This window comes from Bacillus cereus group sp. Bce041, from assembly GCF_052646455.1.
On sequence record NZ_JBQXON010000013.1, the window covers coordinates 96,950 to 116,726 of the forward strand.

Genomic DNA, 19,777 nt, shown 5'->3' on the forward strand with positions numbered 1-19,777 from the left:
CAAATTACATAAAAACGTTATATTTTAATTAATAATTATACAAATAAAACATGACTTACGTGAAGGACACACCTTACGTACCATTCCAACGGTACAGGTGTGTCCTTTTTTACGTTCTAGGAGGAAAATATAATGGTTGAAGATAAGGTAAATACTCATATTACAAAAGAACTAGGGATGGCATTTGAACCGGATAACACGCTAGAGGACATCTTTATAGAATCAACTTTCAATCAATTTGAAAGAATACGTGAACATGAATTAGAAGAATTAGCTCGTATGAAACGTGAACGTACTGTAGGGAAAGGCTTAATTACCATAGTATCTGAAAAATTATTCCCAACTAAAAACGGGACATCTGAGCGGATACAAGTGCTCACAATGCAAATTGGTACTCATACGACAGCATATTGTCCACTTACAGAGGCAGGTATAAATATTCCTAAAAATCCTCAATGGCTGATAGGTAAAACAAAACCCGTTATTATTGAGCATTTCCAAAGAACTGAGGAAGGGAACTTTGCTGTTGTATCTATCACTGCAGGAGAACTTGCACTGCAAAGAAAATTATATGAAGAAATAGTAGAGCAAGAGGGGAATAAAGTATACACAGGAACAGTTTCTGGACATATTCCATCTGCACAAACTATTCTGGTTGAAGTTCATGGTGTAACAGTAGGAGTAAGATACTCGCAATGGTCTCATTCATTCGTTCGTTCGGCGGATATTATTATTGGTGATGTTGTAGAGCTTATCATCGATAAAGTAGTGGAAAAGGATGGGCGCTATGAGTTTAGAGGAAATAAAAAGAAACTAGAAACGGATCCAATGGAAAAACTATTAGAATTAAACAAACGACGTGACCGCTTTGTAGGTAAAATTGTAGGTGTAGATGCTATTGCTGGGATTTTCGTAGAAGTTGCACCAGGTATTCAGTTTAAAGGACTAAAGGGTCGTAATCTGGCAAATCCAACTGTGGATGACGCAGTAAACCAAACAATTGTTACATGTGAGCTGCTTAATATTGATGCTAAAAATAGAAGAGGAACTGTACGTATCCTAAATTATCCGCAAGGCCAAAGTAAAAAATCTAATTCGTCAATTTACCAATTTTAATGGATGATTATGCGTACAATAGAGAAACAAATGTCTACTTATATTCCTTCTATTCCTCATTTATCAAGTGAGGATATACAAGGACTTCAAATATATCGGATACATGATTTGGATAAAACCTATGTATTCCACTCTTATGACGAATTAGTTAAGTTTAAGCAGCTTTTAACAGAGGAACAATATGCTATACTCAATTTTATTGGTGTTCATACATCCGTTCGGTTTAATCATTTATTATATCTATTCAAGAATAAATTTTCGCGTAAGAAAATTAACAATGCACTTCAAGGATTACTTTACTATCAATTTATCGAAAAATGGCAAGTAGAAATTTTTGATATGGAAATCTTTGAAGAAACATATACCTTATCCAATAATGGATTTAAACTACTAAAATACTGGCAAGGAAATATGTTCTTCTTTGCCCCAGAGCGTCTTGACAATCATGGTAAATATGTTCACCTGCGTTATTGGCATGACATAGACCTACTTTGTCATTTACGCTACGCTCCTTCATTTTTAGGTCATATTATGCATCCATCTATTAGTAAAGGGGTTTTTACCCCTTCTTTAAGTTTTATAGTAAATGGAGGAAAAGAACGTAAATTTAACTTTGTTGTATACTCCACCTTATTATCTGATCAAAAGGATCGATTAAAACGAATAATTGCTAGATGGCAGACTTTTGTAGAGTCAGGAAAAGATGTTATTATGCAGGACTTAGGGAATAACCCTACAATCTTAGTTATTTATGTTTCTACTAAAAAACAAGCAAAGCAAATTAATAATGAACTATTACTTGATTTAATTCCTGGTAAAGTATTGTTATGCATAGGGGAATCTTTACATTTTCAAGGATTACAACACGCTTTTTATCAACCTCTTGCAGAAGGGGAGATCAAACAATTAGATACAAAGCTATTTATAGAAAACTAAGCCACCTTACAAGCTTTCGCTTCAAGGGTGGCTTGTTTATTTTATACTTAGCTTGGAATATTCAAAAAAACTTAACAAAATTAATAATCCTGTATCTACCTCTATACAAAGCAAGGATTTTGCGAAATAATATTCTTTGACACCTGTTAATAAAATAACATTATATACAAATATAGTTATTTCATTGGAGGAATATACAAGAAAGGAGTACTATATTGCTACGTATACAAAGAGGGTACATGTACGATCCTGATAATAATGAGGTAATAGTAAATGAAATTTTCTATGATGGTACATCAGAAAAAAAGTTAGGCAGTAAAATGGGGATTTTTGAGCCAGTTAAAGTACCTATTGCTATTTTTGAAAAGGTCCAGGAAAACGAAAGTATGACCTATATGGAAAATGTTGAAGTAGAAGAAAAAAATATTAAGGAAATACTTTGTTATTTAGTTCAAAATCAAAAGCCTGAAAAACTATATTTTGAAATACAGTACATGAAGTAATACCAGGGCCTGAATATAAGAGGGGATTTATAGCAGGGGAATCAGGGGCATTATTATACAATACATGTGGGATCTGCATATAAACTTCCTTCTTATCCCTGTTCTATTGAAAACAATTGAATATAATATAAAAATGGTTTAATATAAATTTATATTTATTGTTTAATTGATTCCGTCTATTCCCACGCCCTATGTGTTGTGGTTGAGTTTTAGAAACAAGTTATATTTTTGTTTCAATTATGAAAGGGCTTCTTTGAGCCGATTAGTGTATATATAGCTTATTTTGCTATGCGCATTTTAATCGACTTGAAGAAGTCCTTTTTGTGTTGTCTTCAAGTTAGGAATCATTTATACATAAACCTTTAGGACTAAAAATATGCTAAATGAGAAAGCACAAATTTTGTGCTTTTTGTTTAATTTAGGGGAGAGATTATATGAATTTTTACAGAGTATAGCATAAAAAAATATGGATAAAACACACATATTTCGTGATTTTTATTTAGAAAAGAGGATATTTATGATGAAATATGAACATGCAATTACTTTAGATAAGCCAACATTATCAATAGGGGAAATCATTTAAAACTTTCAAAAGAAAAAATTAATTAACACGTTAAATGTTATGAACTTACTATCTATAAAATCAAACCTTTATATTATTGCAAATCACAAAATTTTACTATTAGGTAAGATAATAAGAATCAATTCATAATGGCATTCGAAAGAGAAGAACAAGGGAATCTAAATATGTAAAGTACTTGTTGCAATGCTAAAAGCACAAGGAATTAGAATATGAAACTTGAGAGGAGTTATATAATATGATTACAGTTAATCGAGGATACATGTATGATCCAGATGATAATGAAGTCTTAATTACCGAAATTTACTATGAAGCTGCTACAGATACTAAACTAGGAAGTAAAATGAATAACTTATCTTACTCAGCCATTCCTAATGAGATTAAAGAAAAAATAGAAGCAACTGCTTCATTATCCTATGTGGAAAGCATTGAGATGTCTCAGCCATTAGCTGTCGTATATCAAAATGAAATTAACATGTATGGAAAACCAGAAAAATTATACTTTGAGTATACAAACATTTAAAAAGAAAAAAGACATTGAACAGTTGGTTTCAATGTCTTTTTTCCTTTTAAACTATAGAGAAACAAAGGTTAAGGCTTTGTTTGGCATCCTATAGTGTTTTAGGTGTGTTATACTTATATTTATAAATTATAATATTTAGTAGAATGTTAGGTTTGTTTGCTACTATTCGATATATATAACTGGAGGAAGAATTATGGTTTTTTTTAAAAAGGCAGTATGTGGTATTTGTGATACAAAGGTTGGTTTAAATCGTTATAAAATACTAAAATCTGATGCATGGCTATGCCCAGATTGCTTTCATAAAGCAGGTGGCTTGGGTGTTGTAAGTGTAAGTACGGACACTATCGAAGAATTGAAAGCTACAATCGATGCAAGGGTAGCAAAACTTGCTGAGGATCCATTGTCATGCGCTGAAGGAATGTATCAATTCTGTATAGATAATAAATTCGGTTCTGGCTTTAATGAAAAGTGGGGTGTAAAACACTTCAAGGTATTAGAAGATAACTTGATGAATGGCGAAAAAATTCATATGACTTATATCGGAATGCACGATTATCAATCTACAACAAAGCATGATGGTTATTATGCCTACGCCATAACTAATAAACGCATTATGTTCGGACAAAAAACAATGACTGGTGAAAAATTCAAAGCAGTAGATCATGAAAAGATAAATGATATATCTTTTGAAATAGGGATGTGGTTAGGCTTTCTAACAATTGATACTCCGCAAGAAAAGATCAAAGTTGCGTTAGATAAAGATTCAGCAAAATCCATTAATAATCATATCCATCAAGTTCTAGATGCTTTAAAAAGCAAACCTACTGAAGCTCAACCACAAGAAGTATCTGCTCCAATATCAACAGCAGACGAATTAAAGAAATTCAAAGAGCTGTGCGATATGGGTGTTATTACAGAAGATGAGTTTAACGCCAAAAAGAAGCAGTTACTTGGTATATAAATACAAGATAAACAAGGCAAGTATATTAAAGGGAAAAAGACATTGAACATATTTGTTCAATGTCTTTTTTATTACACTGCAGAGAAGCATGTATAATATACTTAAACGTCAATATAATTCTATTTTCCGAGGGGTGATTTGGATTAACGAGGAAGTACAAAGAGAGCTAAACCTATTAGTACAAAAAATTTGTGAAACCGTATCTTCTGTCCAAAAAATTATCCTTTTTGGCTCTCATGCTTATGGCACACCAAATAAAGATAGTGATTTTGATCTTTGTATTATTGTGGATGGTGTAGGATCAAGAAAAAGAGAAGTGATTAATCTTATCAATTGGGGTATTTACGATGTGATGGAAACACCAGTTGATATTTTAGTATATGGACCTGAAGAGTTTCAAGAACGTGCTAACCGTAATGTAACCATGGAATACAAAATTGCACTAGGGGGGCAAGTTTTATATGAAAAATACTGAGGATCTAGAAGAGTGGCTATTCATTGCAAAATCTAATTTAGATTCTGCTAGGTACTTAGCTCACATGAAACCTTTCCCTGCCTCAGTTATTTGTTACCATAGTCAACAATGTGTTGGGAAACCTCTAAAAGAATTTCTTACACTAAACGGTAGAACAGCCCCTAAAATTCATAACCTTTTAATTCTGCACAAATCTTGTCGTAAATTAGTTGAGGAGTTCTCATTGATTTTAGAACAATACGTGAAACTGAATGGTTATGTTACAGACATTCGTTATCCGTATTTTGAAGCACTTACTGTCCAAGATGGATTAATGGCTCAACATGCTCAAAAAGTAATGAGTTTCTATAATGAAAAATTAAACAAGCTAAATATACATGAAATTGTGATTGATTAAAAATAGAGGATATACATAAGAGAGGGTTCCTATAGCAAGGGACTCTCTTTTTCTATGTAGAAAAGAAGAGGCATGTTTTATAATGATGAATACTTATAGAGAAATTAAAGAGGAAATGAAAAAAGTCTATTTATCTCGAGATTGTTGTTTTGTAGGTTACAGTGGGGAAAAGATAGTCCGTTGACACTATTATGTAATACAATTGCTGAGATTCTGCTAGAGAACCGTACAAAACCTATTGATATCTTGGCTTCCTAGGTTGGAGTAGAAATACTTCTATGATTGCTGATATCTCACTGACATTACAAAATATCTAGGCTAATACAGATATATAAGCAGCTAATCGCTTGTTTATACACTTCTAAACCTCTCGTGATAATAGTAATTAAGAGCCTTACCTAATAAGACAAATAATGAATGTATTTCGCATTTGCTGCGCCAAGATACGTCTATTCAACCCTTCACGTTTTAATTCAAGTCGTATCATCTTTTGTATTGCAACCTCAGACAAAGCCTTTGGCGCATCTTTTTCGTAAACTCAACGATATGTTCCCTGATTAAAATTAAATGCTATAAACAAAGGATTATCTGTATACCGTCTAAGCCTTACATGTTCAGGAATAGTTGTATAGTATTTGTAAAGATGCTTTGTATCTTCCTTGGTTAAGGAAACAGACCTAGTTACTCCATTTTCTCCTGGAACAATTAAAGAGCAAGCTGTATATGGCTCATATTAAGCGATACAAGCCCTTGTAAGGACAACCCATAGTTTACTACTAAATTTATTATAGAAGCGTTTCTATCCATAATAAGAGGGCGATATTCAACGTGTCTTTCTGTTAATCCTTTTGTTGAAAGGGTAGTTTGTTTTAATAGTTTTTCTTCTGCTTCGGTAATAAAATCCTTATCACTTAGTGAATGATCAGGAATTAATGAGAAGTGAAAATCATCTACTGAAGTATCTATCGCTAAAGACATGTTCAATTTATTTAAGAACGGCCATATTCTGTGCCTTGTTTTCTAGCGCATAGAAATACTCCTAATAATTTTCTTTAGGTAGTTCACTTCATGATTTGATATCTAGGAGCTTCTCATTTGCTCTTAGTCACTTATAAAAACCAGTAATATCGTAATTATAACGTTCAATCCTAGATTGTTTACGTCCATTTTCTGCTAAATAAGCAGAAAACACTTCTAATACTACTTCTATACTAATACCCTTGTTCATTATAATCACCTAAATTCTTATCATATATTATAACAAAAAATAAGTGAAAGACCTGCTACCGCCCTTTGCTACGCTCGGTTGCTGGCATATCAAAAAGGAAAACGGACAAACAACCCTTTTCCTTTTTGATATGTTGTTTTTTATTTTCAATGAAAAAAAGACAAATCTCGTCCTAATAAGGATTCGTAGATTTGTCTTTTTACATGGGAGTAATGATATGTTTAATTACCATTATTATAACGGATTTTACAAATTTTTTCAATTAGGTCTGACATCTTATTAACAATCATATTAGTAATAATAAAATCTAGTATAAATATATATCTTATATATTAAAAAGAAATAAAGACAAAACTTTTATAGGCTATCAAAAATGGGGAAGAGATCTACTCTCACAGGGAAAAATTTAATATTAGAACGTAAAAAATCATAAATAGTAGAAAATGTATCCCTAGATTTAATAATTATTAGACTTTCAATTCTACAAAAAAGCAGAAAGAAAATTATATGTTTCTACATGAAATCGGAAAAAAATTGATACAAATCATATTATATTTATTCAACCTTTAAAACAGAGTATTTTTTCTTTATTTTGGTAAATAGGGAAGCGTCTGGGTTTTGGTTATCCACATTTTGTTCAGAGAGTGTAGCTATTTGTTAACATAACTCACTATTTACACATAACTCACATTATTATTGATGATTTTTATTAGATATATACAACAACACTAGTAGTTACAATGATGTCAGAAAAATACTATTCACATTCGAGTATATTTGTCCTCATATCCACTGTTTTTATTAATATCCTTCTGATTTATTGTAGATATAAAATTGGATATTTTACTACACATAAAGAATACTTAATGTGTAGTGTGGAGATTCTACTATAGGTAGAAGAGGGTTTATATAGAAATGCATAAAAAAAGACTCCATTTTACATGAAGTCCTTCTAGTTTTGTATTTATAAATAGATTAGTAAAAAAAGGGCGGAATAAACCAAACACGAATAGCCCTCCACTTTCGATTTTTTCAAAAATAGAGAGCTTGTTGCTATTATTTTATTTCCATTGCGGTTAGCACCTGATCTGGAGCTGTTATTGTTACACCGGCACGTACTAAACGTTCGAAGGTACGCATAAATTCTAGTAAATTAAACTGCTTTGGTAGCTCAATCACACGAAGTTTTTCTTGTGGCAGCTTATCAATTGCCTCGATAAACCATTCACGTACATCACTTGGAATCGTGCGTTCTTTATGGCCACGAACTTTTAGTTTTTCACGCATTTCAATTTCTAAAGCGATATATGCATGGAGATTAACGCCCTGATCATATGCATATTTTCTAAATAACGTTTCTTCCTGGTATTTTAAATAATTAAGATGATAAGATTCTTCCGTTATTGGTACCGCAAACTTCTGCTTCAGTAGTGCATGTACATTTCTAAACATCTTCTTAATGTTATGAAGAGAGTACATAGAATAATGTAGACCAAAATTAAAGACAGCTTGCTCACGGTCACTATTTCTCTCTTTTGGTATGTGCTGCGCAATAAGAGGATAGATACCTTCTTTCGCTGCTGTATCAAGAATTTGATATTGAGATGTCTGATGCAATAGTTTTTTCAATGTATATACAATTTTCGTTGGATATCCTTCTTTTCGATCAACCATATCACGAAGCCCACGAATGACACTGCGAATTTGACGATGACAAGTATGCTTTAAGACATGAATGAACTTATTCATGTCTGCAGACAGTTCACCGATATTCATTTCTTGTAGAAGTGATTCAATGAATTTCGCTTTACGAGCATAGGTAGCTCTTGGTGTAAACGGATCCCTGTATTGTTCCTCTCCAGATTCTTTCGTACATAAAAAGTCTGAATGGATAGACAGATATAATGTCGTATATCGTTTTGTATGCTTTACACCTTTTTGCATTTTGCAAATTTTGAATAGGGGACTACCCGTACATGGTAATGTAATTGTTAATTCATCGATAACCGCACGGATTTGATGCGGATATTTTTTATGTAAGAAACGATACATCCCGCCGAAGTGGGTTTTATTGCCTCTTTCGTCATGCTTATCTAATGAACGCTTTAACGTTGTTTCTGTATGTTGTTGCATTGCGATATCTAAGAATAGCTTCTTAGCCGCTACAGATAGCTTAAAGAAAGCTTTTGTAAATACAACAGGACTAATATATACGTACGAATTTGCTTTTTCTGTTTCCTCATTCAGAAAATGAGTGAGTTTAATTGTGTAACGACCATCAATTCCATTTTCAATGGAGATAATGTTATGTAAGCTTAACTTTTTCAAAGCAATATAGAATTGAGAGTGTTGGATATAAGCAAATTCTTCTTTATATTGCTTATAATCTTCCCAAATCATATGTATGGTTACATTTGGAATGACACCATTAGTAAAGCATTTCTTATGTAGATATAAAAATACTTCGAGATCAGCATTCGTAATGCCGTATAATTTGTGCTTTCTTCCAGTTTTTTCTGCAAGTGCAGACATTGCTCGACGTGAAAAAGATGGTTTGGCTTTTTCGACAAATCCGTCCACATCAGCAATACGATCTTCGTATGTCATGTGCTGTAGAATATCTTCTAAATAAGTATCTTTATAACTGTAGTACTTCTCCTCAAATGCTTCTACAAGCTTTTGCCAAGATTTGAGTGTTACTAAAACTGCGTTTGTTGATGCACCATTTAAGCTACGTTGATTACGTACCACAAATGATTTCCCCATCTTTTTCACCTCCGTTCTACAAATTCAGAAATATATGTAAAAATACTATAAAATATACCAATTTTGATTATAGCAAATCGAATTTTGTAAAAATGTGCCCTTTAAGAGAGAATTTCAAAAAAGGCAACACCTCATGGGCCTTAGAGCGACAAGGGATAGAAAAAATTTTTAAAATTTTTTTTGGTACGCGACTTGGGAAGGAATGTTGCTCTTTTCTTGTATGATGCTATTTAATGAGAAAAGGAGAAATCCTTTAATATCAATACTTTATTGATATTTCAATTGATTTTTGGTACGCAACTTGGGAAAGGTGTTGCTTCTTTTTCAGGAAAATGGGTACGCGACTTGGGAAAGAATTTTTGTGTAATATATAAATTACTTGTGATTTAACATCTTAAATCACCTGATATAACAGCATTTATGGCTGATTTCACTAATAAGATAGGTACGCGACTTGGGAAAAATGTTGCTTCTTTAGAAAAATAAGTACGCAAGATGGGAAGAATGTTGCTTCTTTTTTACATGAAATTAAATAATTTAAATGTTTGGTGTTGCTTCTTTAGAGAAATAAGTACGCAACACGGGAAAAATGTTGCTTATTCTAGTGAAATAGTACGTAATTTGAGAATGATGTTGCTTGTTTTGAACTAAGGGTACGCAAGATGGGAAAGATGTTGCATGTTTTACTTCCATTTAGTGAAAAGGGTTTACAAACTAATAAAAACTAAGTGTATTGTTGCTATTACAAATACGAAAGTTAATTCTTGAATATTAGTTTCCATTAGGACTAATTATTTTTAAATCCTTTCATGTTAAATTACATAGTTTGAATATTCAATTAAAAATTTATAAATAAATTAAAATGTTAGAAAATACAGATATTATGGTATTATTATTTATGTAATATTCATTCCAAAAAGGGGGATTTTTCATGTTTAAGAAAGTAATAATTGGAACATTAGCAACTGGAATTATGTTATCTGGTGCTGGAGGAGTATTTGCGGAAACACCTATTGATACAGGTGTAAAATTAAAAACAATTGATAATAAAAAAAGTTTTGTTAAGAAAAAAGAAACCCAAGACTTTCCTGGTTACAAATCAAAAGGGGAAATACCCACTGTAAAAGAGTGGAATGGAGTGACTTGGTATTTAAAAGGAGCAACTGAAGTAAGTAAAAATTCATGGACAGGACATTATGAAGGGTGGCGAACAAGTAATAATTAAGAAACTTTAATTTATTACTCAAAAATAGACAAAAAGACAGCAATAAATCAGCTGTCTTTTTGCCTATTTTTGATACCCATAACATTCTATTTTTTAAGCATCCATGTATGTCCGCAATTCATACAACCATTGACAATAATTTTTCTACCAATAAATCCACTGAATAAAGTTATTGTTGCCCCTAGGAGCATAATAAATCCAGCAATAAATATGGCTATACCACGAAGTAGAGAACTTATAGGAATTAGAAATAGAAGCTAATCCAGCTATAAGTGGAGCTAACATAAGAAACAGAATTAAAAACATCCTTTTAAAATTAAAAACACGTTTATTACCAACTAATTGATCCGATTTACATTTCCTACAAACAATCCGTCTTGTTACCTTTTCTTTTTGTACTGTCATGTTCAATCATCCTTGTAAACTTTAAATTCAAATAAACTAATTATAGGATGTATTAATTACAATAAGATACAAATATTATTAAAACAAGCAAAATAACCCTAGACATAGGTCCTTTTGCTTGTTTTTCAATGTAAACTTTTTATTATTAGTTTATATTCAAATCCCCATATTTCCTTTGAAAGAGAAACCGAGGCTATAAAAGCACTAAATAAAACCGTCACATACAAAATAATTAATGGTTGTATTTCTATGTATGCTATCTTTTTACGACATTAAAATATATTAGAATTAACATAGTATGAATGATTAGTAGCAATTGATATAATTGTATTAGAAGCAATTAGGAGGATTATTAGTGGAGAAGTTAAAAATACTATTTCAAAACACCTTATATATAGCTTACCCTCTTTTAACTGGAGTTGAGGGAAGTGAAAAGGTTTTAAATAAATGGCAACAATTCTATCAAGATGTAGAAAGAGATCTACAGGAAATTTACAACTCAACTTATTCATCACAGACTTTCGAAAGGCTAGTAAAATGGGTTTCTAAAAAGGAATCTTTAGGATTATCAGCGATAGACATTCTTCCAAAACTAGAAAATCATAGGGAAGAAATTTTTGAATGTCTAAGAGATGACTTATATATGGAGTTTGGAATTAAACTGCCTATTATCGCAAAAGAATTACCTTTATATTCAGAGGCTAAGAGTGATTATATAGAACGAAGTAATGCAGGGTTTATGTACCATTTATCAGACACTATTGCTAAGAATAAGTTTACAGATGACCAAGATAAGAATGTACGGATTGCTCAATTACAGGATAAACAAAATAGTCTAGTGGTAGTATCGTCACACGATGATGGTGATATGAAATTACAAAGGGAAGAATTAAAAAGATGGAATACACTGATTGATTCTACTTTTTTAACAAGGGTAATGGATGATTTGACGGCGGACTGCCTCGACATTGTAACTGAACTTTGGGTAAAGAGTGCGGAAAATGATAAGACTATTGTACCTGTACATTACGAACAAGTATTAGATATGTGTAATATGAAACAAATCAAAAATGGTAAGGCTTATTATCGAAAAGAAGACAGATTAAAGATTATGGAGCGATTAGCTGCTCTTGCTAGTATTTTTATTTATGTCAATGAAGATAATGAGATCGTGATATTAAATGAAGAAGATCCAAATGAAAGCCTAGCTTATAAAAAGCAAAGAATTCGAAGGTTATTTGTAATGGATGAAATTATCATTGCAAAAGATATTGATACGGATAAAACATTAGGAATAGAGAGTATGAACGTTACACCAGGAAGCTTTTTATCAAAATATCTCTATGGCTCTGAAAAGCTAACAGGTTTATTATCAAAAAAAGCCCTAGAGTATAACAGCAAGCAACAGAGATATCACAAAAGATTAACCAGATATCTAAGTTGGCGTTGGCGCATTCAACAATCCTATCAACATTTAACACATTCTTATAGTATTGGTGGTCCTAAAGGGTTATTACAAGTAATGGAGATAAGTACGAATAGAAAACCAAGTCTAATAAGACAAGTTTTTGAAAAGACATTAGATGATCTTATGAGGGACCAAGTAATTCAAGAGTGGAAATACTCTCCCGAAATTGATGAAGAAAAATGTAAGGGGAAAAACTGGTTTGAAAACTACTGGTTAAAATTGAAAGTAATAATTTCTCCTACAAATGAACTTGTTAAATTACAACAAGAGTTGATTACTAAGAAAAGTAAGCAGCACGCACCATTGATCATTGAGATGGAAGAAAAGCCACCGGTAATTGAAGAGCAGCCAATAAGTATAGTAAATCAAGAAACCCCTAATAGTATTGAGTTTTATATTGAAAAGATGAACACGTATAAAGAGAAGAATAATAAAAGTATTCGTGAGTTAGCGAAAGAAATAGATATTTCGTATTCAACACTTTCAAGGATGTTATCCGGTAAAAGAAAACGTTTAAATGATGATACGAAAAATAAGCTAGATAAGTGGATAGAAAGACAGGTAGTAGTTAATCTGCTGTAAACAATGATTTAAAAATAAATATATATAAACAAAAGGACTTAATCAAAGTAATGATTGATATTATCCTCTTTAGGTAGTGTAAAAAAGACAATCAGGTAAAATGAACATGCGAACAGAAAAAGGGGTTAAGAAAGGATACGGACTATGTGGAAGACTTTTATCAGTAATGTTTCAACAGATTTTCAATTTAAAGTTCCTGCAACTAAAGATGAAATATCCCAAATCAAAGAAAGACTTAATGTTGAATTACCTAATGACTTATCCAGTCTATTAAATGAAACAAATGGAGTGTTGGATGAATACGATTGTCTTTTCATTTGGTCAATTGAACAAATTCTTAAAGAGAACCTGAATTTACGAAGTTTTAACGATTTTAAAGATTTGTATATGCCTTTTAATTGTCTGTTGTTTTTTGCAGATGGAGGAAATGGTGACTTATTTGGGTATGCAATATTAAATGGAGTCATACAAAAAGATGATGTATATGTTTGGAATCATGAAAACGATAGCAGAACGTGGGTTGCCCCATCATTAAAAACATTTATTGAATGGTGGAATAATGGTACTATTACTGTTTAATTGCACTTTCTAATTAAGTTAACGGGGGCTTTTATTTAATAGCAGATAAAAAGAGAACACATATTGTATATGACTAATATGTGTTCTCCTTTATTTTTAAAGCTTTTTATAATTTAGGTCTTGATAACGTTTTGGAAAACTTATGGTTCTTTTTGTTTGCGGCAAAGTTATGCTCCTGGATTTGAAGAATATTTTTAATGTTGTTTTTTAAATAAAATGACATTGCTTATAAAAGGGGCGTAATGTTTTGAATAAAGTCTCAACGTTTTGTCCCTTAGGATCTGTTTATCTAAAGGGATATTTTTATAGTTCCAAAAAAATCTGAACGGAAAGGCCGATTAAGGAATTGTGAAGTAGCAATAAAGTTATTTCATTTTTAGAATGAGTTCTTTCTTAGAAAGACCTTCGTCACTATATTATTTAGATTAATTTGGTTGTATTCTCCAGTTCGAACAAATTTTAAAAAATAGTTGTAATTTATCTTGAATTGAAAGATGGATAAAAAACATCTTATTTTCTAGTTAAATTTTAGAAATAACTATTGGAAAATGAGAGCGCGAGAACATTTAGAAGGGAAATAAAAAGATGAATGACAAGATTATTTCAATTATTACCACATATGAAAAAGATGGCGATTTTATGGGAGGGGTAAATGAAGGTACAATTCGAGAAGCAGCACAAATGTTAAACATTAATTTCCCAAACAGTTATCATTGGTTTTTAAAACAGTATGGTAGCGGCGGACTGGATGGTATGGATATCCATGGTTGTGAGACAACAGCTGCGGATTCTTCCGTTGTTTACCACACCAAGTTATATAGAGAAACATATAACCTTCCTGAACAATACATTGTTTTAAATGATATCGATGGTACTGTGACATGTTTAGATACCAATCAAATGAAAGATGGCGAGTGCCCTGTTGTCTTTTGGAGTCGTTTTTCAAAGGAACTGTATGCCATTACTTATGAAAACTTCAGCGACTATTTATTAGATTCTTTACAAGAATCTGTAGATAATTTGTATGATGAGGATTAATTGATTATAGAATACTCAGAATCATATTTTATGTAATAATATATATTTATAGCTTTCATATGATTTTATTGTTTTGATTTACAAAAAAAAGCCGATTATAAACTTAGAGGAAACGACTTTTTTTCTATGAAAATTTGCTTAGCGTACGAAATACGCTTTTTGTCGTTTTATCATTTTTAATCTTTTTAAGTTACATTTATTTGTTATAATCCTTATACTTTTAAGGTCTATTTAAACAACATTACAATTCACTTCAAATACTGATAATATCTTTTTAAAGATATCTTCGTTTTAAACCCCACACTGCTTACCAACTCATCTTCATTTAATCCTTGCTTAATAAGACGGAGAATAAAAGTGTTTCTCATCTGCTGTGCAGAGATACGCCTATTTAACTCCGCACGTTTCACTTCAAGTCGTATCATCTTTTGTATAGCAACTTCAGACAAAGCCTTTGGTGCATCCTTTTCGTAAACCCATCGATACGTACCTCGATTAAAATCAAATGCCACAAATAGGGGGTTATCTGTGTGTTGTCGAGGCCTTACGGGTTCCGGAATAGTCGTATAATACTTGTAAAGCTGCTGCGTATCTTCCATAGTAAAAGAGACAGGCCTAGTTGTTCCATTTTCCCCAGGTACCATTAAGATATTTCCAGCAAACTTAATATGGCTCATATTAAGCGATACAAGTTCTTGCAAGGACAACCCATAGTTTACTACTAAATTTATAATACAAACGTTTCTATCCATAATAAGAGGGCGATATTTAGCTCGTCTTTCCGTTAACCCCTTCGTTGATAGAACAGTTTGTTTTAAAAGCTTTTCTTCCATTTCGGTAATAAAATCATTATCATTTAGTGATTGATCCGGAATTAAAGAGAGATTAATACTATCCAATGGACTAACTATACCTAAAAACATGTGTACCTTCTTTAAAACCACCCATATTCTGTGTCTTGTTTTCTGAGAATATTTACGCTTGTCTTCTAACTCAGAGAAATACGTCTGATAGTCCGCTTCAGAAAATTCACTCCATGATTTGATATGTAGAAGTTTCTCATTTGCTCTTAGCCACTTATAAAAATCTTTAATATCATAAGCATAACGTTTAATCGTGTATTGTTTCCGTCCTTTTTCTGTTAAATAAGCAGAAAAGGCTACTAATGTTTCTTCTAAATTAATGTTTTCGCTCATTATAATCACCTAATTTCTTAGGAATTATTATAACAGAAAATAAGTGAAAGACCTGCTACCGCCCTTTGCTACGCACGGTTGCTGGCATCTTCAAAACGCAAACGGACAAACAACCCTTTGCGTTTTGGAGATGTTGATTATTGTCTATAAAGGAAAATAAATAGGGTTATCATAATACTCCAAAAAGGAACTACAAAAACTAATCCCCAAAAAATCCCTTTAAAAAATCTAATCTCGTTATAGGTATTCATTTCTAGGTAAGTCGAATCTTTTAATACAGCCATGCTCAATCCTCCCAATATAAATTGTTTATTAAAATGAAAAAAGGACAAACCTCGCCCTGGTAGGGATACGTAGGTTTGTCCTTTTGTATGTGGGTAATGATATGTTTAATTGATATTATTATAACGTAATTTACAAATATTTTCAATTAGGTCGGACATCTTATTAACAAGCATACTAGCTGTATTAAAAATCTATTATAAATATATATCTTATATATTAAAAAGAAATAAAGATAAAACTATTATAGGTTATCAAAAATAGGAGAAAGATCTACTCCCACAAGGGAAAATTTGATGTTGGAACGTAAAAAATCATAAATAGTAGAAAATGTATCCGGAAATTCAATAATTATTAGACTATCAATTCTACAAAAAAGCATAAAGGGAATCACATATTTCTACATGAAATCGGAAAGGAATTGATGCAAAGCACTTTATATTTATCCAACTGTGGAAATAGGCTTTATTTTCTTTATTTTGTTAAATACAGCAGTATCTAGCGTTCAATTACCCACATTTTATCCAGATTAGGCTGCTATTTGCTAACATAACTCAGTATTTACACATAACTCACATTATTATTGATGATTTTTATTAGATAAATGCAACAACATTAGTAATTACAATGATTTTAGAAAGATTATATTCACAATGAACCATATTTGTCCGCATATCCACTATTTTTATAATTTTCCTTTTGATTTTTTGTAGGTATTATGAGATAGGTTTTAATACATTAGAAGAATACTCCCTAGTATTATGTGGAGAGTTATATATTGCTAGAATTGAATTTGTATAGAAGTGCATAAAAAATGACTCCATTTTATATGAAGTCATTTCGATTTGGTATTTATAAGTAGAGTAGCAGAAATGGATTACTAATTATACAAACACGAATAGCCCTCTACTTTCGATTTTTTCAAAAATAGAGAGCTCATTACTATTATTTTATTTCCATTGCGGTTAGCACCTGATCTGGAGTTGTTATTGTTATTCCAGCACGTACTAAACGTTCGAAGGTACGCATAAACTCTAGTAAATTAAACTGCTTTGGTAGTTCAATAACACGAAGTTTTTCTTGTGGCAGCTTATCAATTGCCTCGATAAACCATTCACGTACATCACTTGGAATCGTGCGTTCTTTATGGCCACGAACTTTTAGTTTTTCACGCATTTCAATTTCTAAAGCGATATATGCATGGAGATTAACGCCCTGATCATATGCATATTTTCTAAATAACGTTTCTTCCTGGTATTTTAGATAATTACGGTGATAAGACTCTTCCGTCACTGGTACCGCAAACTTCTGCTTCAGTAGTGCATGTACATTTCTAAACATCTTCTTAATGTTATGAAGAGAATACATAGAATAATGTAGACCGAAATTAAAGACAGCTTGCTCACGGTCACTATTTCTCTCTTTTGGTATATGCTGCGCAATAAGAGGGTAGATACCTTCTTTTGCCGCTGTATCGAGAATTTGATATTGAGATGTTTGATGCAATAGTTTCTTCAATGTATATACAATTTTCGTTGGATATCCTTCTTTTCGATCAACCATGTCACGTAGTCCGCGGATTACACTGCGAATTTGACGATGACAAGTATGCTTTAATACATGAATGAATTTATTCATGTCTGCAGACAATTCACCGATATTCATCTCTTGTAGGACTGCTTCGATAAATTTCGCTTTTCGAGCATAGGTAACTTTTGGTGTAAATGGATCCCTATGTTGTTCTTCTCCAGCTTCTTTCGAACATAAGAAGTCTGAATGGATAGACAGATATAATGTTGTATATCGTTTTGTATGCTTTACACCTTTTTGCATTTTGCAAATTTTGAATAGGGGATTCCCCGTACATGGTAATGCAGTTGTTAATTCCTCGATAACCGCACGAATCTGATGCGGATATTTTTTATGTAAGAAACGATACATCCCACCGAAGTGAGTTTTGTTTCCTCTTTCGTCCTGCTTGTCCAAAGAACGCTTTAATGTTGTTTCCGTATGTTGTTGCATCGCAATGTCTAAGAATAATTTCTTAGCTGCTACAGATAGTTTAAAGAAAGCCTTTGTAAATACAACAGGACTAATATATACGTATGGATTTGCTTTTTCTGTTTCCTCGTTCATAAAATGAGTTAGTTTGATTGTATATCGGCTATCTAAGCCATTTTCAATAGAGATAATGTTATGTAAGCTTAACTTTTTCAAAGCGATATAGAATTGAGAATGCTGAATGTATGCAAGCTCTTCTTTATATTGCTTGTAATCTTCCCACATCATATGTATGGTTACATTGGGAATAACACCATTTGTATAGCATTTCTTATGTAGATATAAGAACACTTCAAGATCAGCATTCGTGATGCCGTATAATCTATGCTTTCTTCCAGTTTTTTCTGCAAGTGCAGACATTGCGCGACGTGAAAAAGATGGTTTAGCTTTTTCAACAAAGCCTTCTACGTCAGCAATGCGATCTTCGTATGTCATGTGCTGTAGAATATCTTCTAAATAAGTATCTTTATAACTGTAGTACTTCTCTTCAAATGCTTCCACAAGCTTTTGCCAAGATTTGAGTGTTACTAAAACTGCGTTTGTTGTTTCCCCATTTAAGCTACGTTGATTACGTATCACAAATGATTTCCCCATCTTTTTCACCTCCGTTCTACAAATTCAGAAATATATGCCAAAATACTATAAAATATACCAATTTTGATTATAGCAAATCGAAAATTGATGAAAGGTGCTCCTTTAAGAAGAAAAATAGCAACTTGCAACACCTTATAAAGCTAGTTGTATCAAGGGATAAGAGAATTTCATGAATTTTTTTTGTGTTAAGGATACCGCAAACGTGTTGCATGTTGAATGATAAGTGTATGAGTACGTAAGAAATCCTCTAAACCCTTGATATATATGGATTTAGAGGGAATACGCTAAGTGATTTAGGGTGAGGATACCGCAAACGTGTTGCAAGTTAGTGAACGCAATCATTAAAAATGAATTGTAATAATTATCCTTGATATAAAAGGATTTGTTGGCATTTATAGAATGAAAGTAGGGAAAGGATACCGCAAACAGTGTTGCATCTTGTGAGGGAAATAAGGGCATGCATACCGCAAACGTGTTGCATGTTGGGTGATATGTATAAAAGTAAATGGAAAAGTACCTAAACCCTTGATATATAAAGGATTAGAGTGGAAATAGTAGGGTATTTAGGGAAAGGATACCGCAAACATGTTGCATCTTATGTATGTAACTTACTCAAAATATGAGAAAAATAGCTTAAAAACTTTAAAATGACATGATTTTTTTAAAATTACTTAGTTGAGAAATAAATTATACTGTTGCAAGTTGAAAGAAATAGGGAAAGGATACCGCAAACATGTTGCAAGTTGATTGAAAATAGGGAAAAGAAAGAGCAACCGTGTTGCAAGTTGAAGAATTAAGGAAAACAAGGCGCAAAAGAAGTGTAGGAAGTAGAAATAGGTAAGAGAAAGAGCAAACTGTTGCA

The 19,777-nt window shown here is 32.0% G+C and carries 15 protein-coding genes and 3 pseudogenes; 12 read left to right on the plus strand and 6 right to left on the minus strand.

What is annotated here, in order from left to right:
• The first annotated feature begins 132 nt into the window (after nt 1-132).
• The 8 genes and pseudogenes from ACUN13_RS26590 to ACUN13_RS26625 form a co-directional block, all read left to right on the plus strand.
• The gene (locus ACUN13_RS26590; protein WP_000228953.1) at nt 133-1,116 is read left to right on the plus strand and encodes a hypothetical protein; all 984 of its coding nucleotides are present in this window, start codon (nt 133-135) and stop codon (nt 1,114-1,116) included.
• A 9-nt stretch (nt 1,117-1,125) separates the two neighbouring features.
• Entirely contained in the window at nt 1,126-2,052 is a 927-nt protein-coding gene (locus ACUN13_RS26595) for a hypothetical protein (protein WP_001259117.1), read from the plus strand.
• 215 nt (nt 2,053-2,267) lie between these two features.
• On the plus strand, nt 2,268-2,555 hold the full coding sequence (locus ACUN13_RS26600; protein WP_002164669.1) for a hypothetical protein: 288 nt from the start codon (nt 2,268-2,270) through the stop codon (nt 2,553-2,555).
• An 818-nt stretch (nt 2,556-3,373) separates the two neighbouring features.
• Nucleotides 3,374-3,658 (plus strand): hypothetical protein, encoded by a 285-nt coding sequence (locus ACUN13_RS26605; RefSeq protein WP_000633813.1) that lies wholly within the window; start codon nt 3,374-3,376, stop codon nt 3,656-3,658.
• Nucleotides 3,659-3,851: 193 nt separating this feature from the next.
• Nucleotides 3,852-4,619 (plus strand): PH domain-containing protein, encoded by a 768-nt coding sequence (locus tag ACUN13_RS26610; protein ID WP_000231142.1) that lies wholly within the window; start codon nt 3,852-3,854, stop codon nt 4,617-4,619.
• Between the two features lie 88 nt (nt 4,620-4,707).
• Nucleotides 4,708-5,094, plus strand: a complete 387-nt coding sequence (locus tag ACUN13_RS26615; protein WP_000282363.1) for a nucleotidyltransferase domain-containing protein — start codon at nt 4,708-4,710, stop codon at nt 5,092-5,094.
• The gene (locus tag ACUN13_RS26620; protein WP_000798819.1) at nt 5,081-5,491 is read left to right on the plus strand and encodes a HEPN domain-containing protein; all 411 of its coding nucleotides are present in this window, start codon (nt 5,081-5,083) and stop codon (nt 5,489-5,491) included. The genes ACUN13_RS26615 and ACUN13_RS26620 overlap by 14 nt, the downstream gene beginning before the upstream one ends.
• Before the next feature lie 82 nt (nt 5,492-5,573).
• Nucleotides 5,574-5,746 (plus strand): annotated as a pseudogene (locus ACUN13_RS26625) (phosphoadenosine phosphosulfate reductase family protein); the annotation flags it as partial.
• Nucleotides 5,747-5,888: 142 nt separating this feature from the next.
• On the opposite strand, the pseudogene ACUN13_RS26630 reads toward ACUN13_RS26625, so the two are convergent.
• Together ACUN13_RS26630 and ACUN13_RS26635 are read right to left on the minus strand one after the other, a co-directional pair.
• Nucleotides 5,889-6,719: pseudogene (locus ACUN13_RS26630) on the minus strand (integrase); the annotation flags it as partial.
• A gap of 1,056 nt (nt 6,720-7,775) precedes the next feature.
• Entirely contained in the window at nt 7,776-9,485 is a 1,710-nt protein-coding gene (locus ACUN13_RS26635; protein WP_000520292.1) for a hypothetical protein, read from the minus strand.
• A 931-nt stretch (nt 9,486-10,416) separates the two neighbouring features.
• Here ACUN13_RS26635 and ACUN13_RS26640 point away from each other — a divergent pair.
• On the plus strand, nt 10,417-10,710 hold the full coding sequence (locus tag ACUN13_RS26640) for an LCI fold-containing protein (RefSeq protein WP_445424028.1): 294 nt from the start codon (nt 10,417-10,419) through the stop codon (nt 10,708-10,710).
• Between the two features lie 86 nt (nt 10,711-10,796).
• On the opposite strand, the pseudogene ACUN13_RS26645 reads toward ACUN13_RS26640, so the two are convergent.
• A pseudogene (locus ACUN13_RS26645) lies at nt 10,797-11,115 on the minus strand (hypothetical protein).
• 355 nt (nt 11,116-11,470) lie between these two features.
• Here ACUN13_RS26645 and ACUN13_RS26650 point away from each other — a divergent pair.
• From ACUN13_RS26650 to ACUN13_RS26660, 3 genes are all read left to right on the plus strand, one after another.
• A complete protein-coding gene (locus ACUN13_RS26650; protein ID WP_060852676.1) occupies nt 11,471-13,165 on the plus strand; it encodes a helix-turn-helix domain-containing protein in 1,695 nt (564 codons plus the stop codon).
• A gap of 144 nt (nt 13,166-13,309) precedes the next feature.
• Nucleotides 13,310-13,744, plus strand: a complete 435-nt coding sequence (locus tag ACUN13_RS26655) for an SMI1/KNR4 family protein (protein WP_272763589.1) — start codon at nt 13,310-13,312, stop codon at nt 13,742-13,744.
• A gap of 585 nt (nt 13,745-14,329) precedes the next feature.
• A complete protein-coding gene (locus ACUN13_RS26660) occupies nt 14,330-14,782 on the plus strand; it encodes an SMI1/KNR4 family protein (RefSeq protein ID WP_000998211.1) in 453 nt (150 codons plus the stop codon).
• A gap of 248 nt (nt 14,783-15,030) precedes the next feature.
• Here the strand turns inward: ACUN13_RS26660 and ACUN13_RS26665 are convergent, their stop codons facing one another.
• The 3 genes from ACUN13_RS26665 to ACUN13_RS26675 all read right to left on the minus strand — a co-directional run bounded on the left by ACUN13_RS26665 (nt 15,031) and on the right by ACUN13_RS26675 (nt 18,915).
• A complete protein-coding gene (locus ACUN13_RS26665) occupies nt 15,031-15,978 on the minus strand; it encodes a tyrosine-type recombinase/integrase (RefSeq protein WP_445424029.1) in 948 nt (315 codons plus the stop codon).
• 137 nt (nt 15,979-16,115) lie between these two features.
• On the minus strand, nt 16,116-16,262 hold the full coding sequence (locus tag ACUN13_RS26670) for a hypothetical protein (RefSeq protein WP_000279639.1): 147 nt from the start codon (nt 16,260-16,262) through the stop codon (nt 16,116-16,118).
• A 943-nt stretch (nt 16,263-17,205) separates the two neighbouring features.
• Entirely contained in the window at nt 17,206-18,915 is a 1,710-nt protein-coding gene (locus ACUN13_RS26675; protein ID WP_074643089.1) for a hypothetical protein, read from the minus strand.
• Nucleotides 18,916-19,777 lie beyond the last annotated feature (862 nt).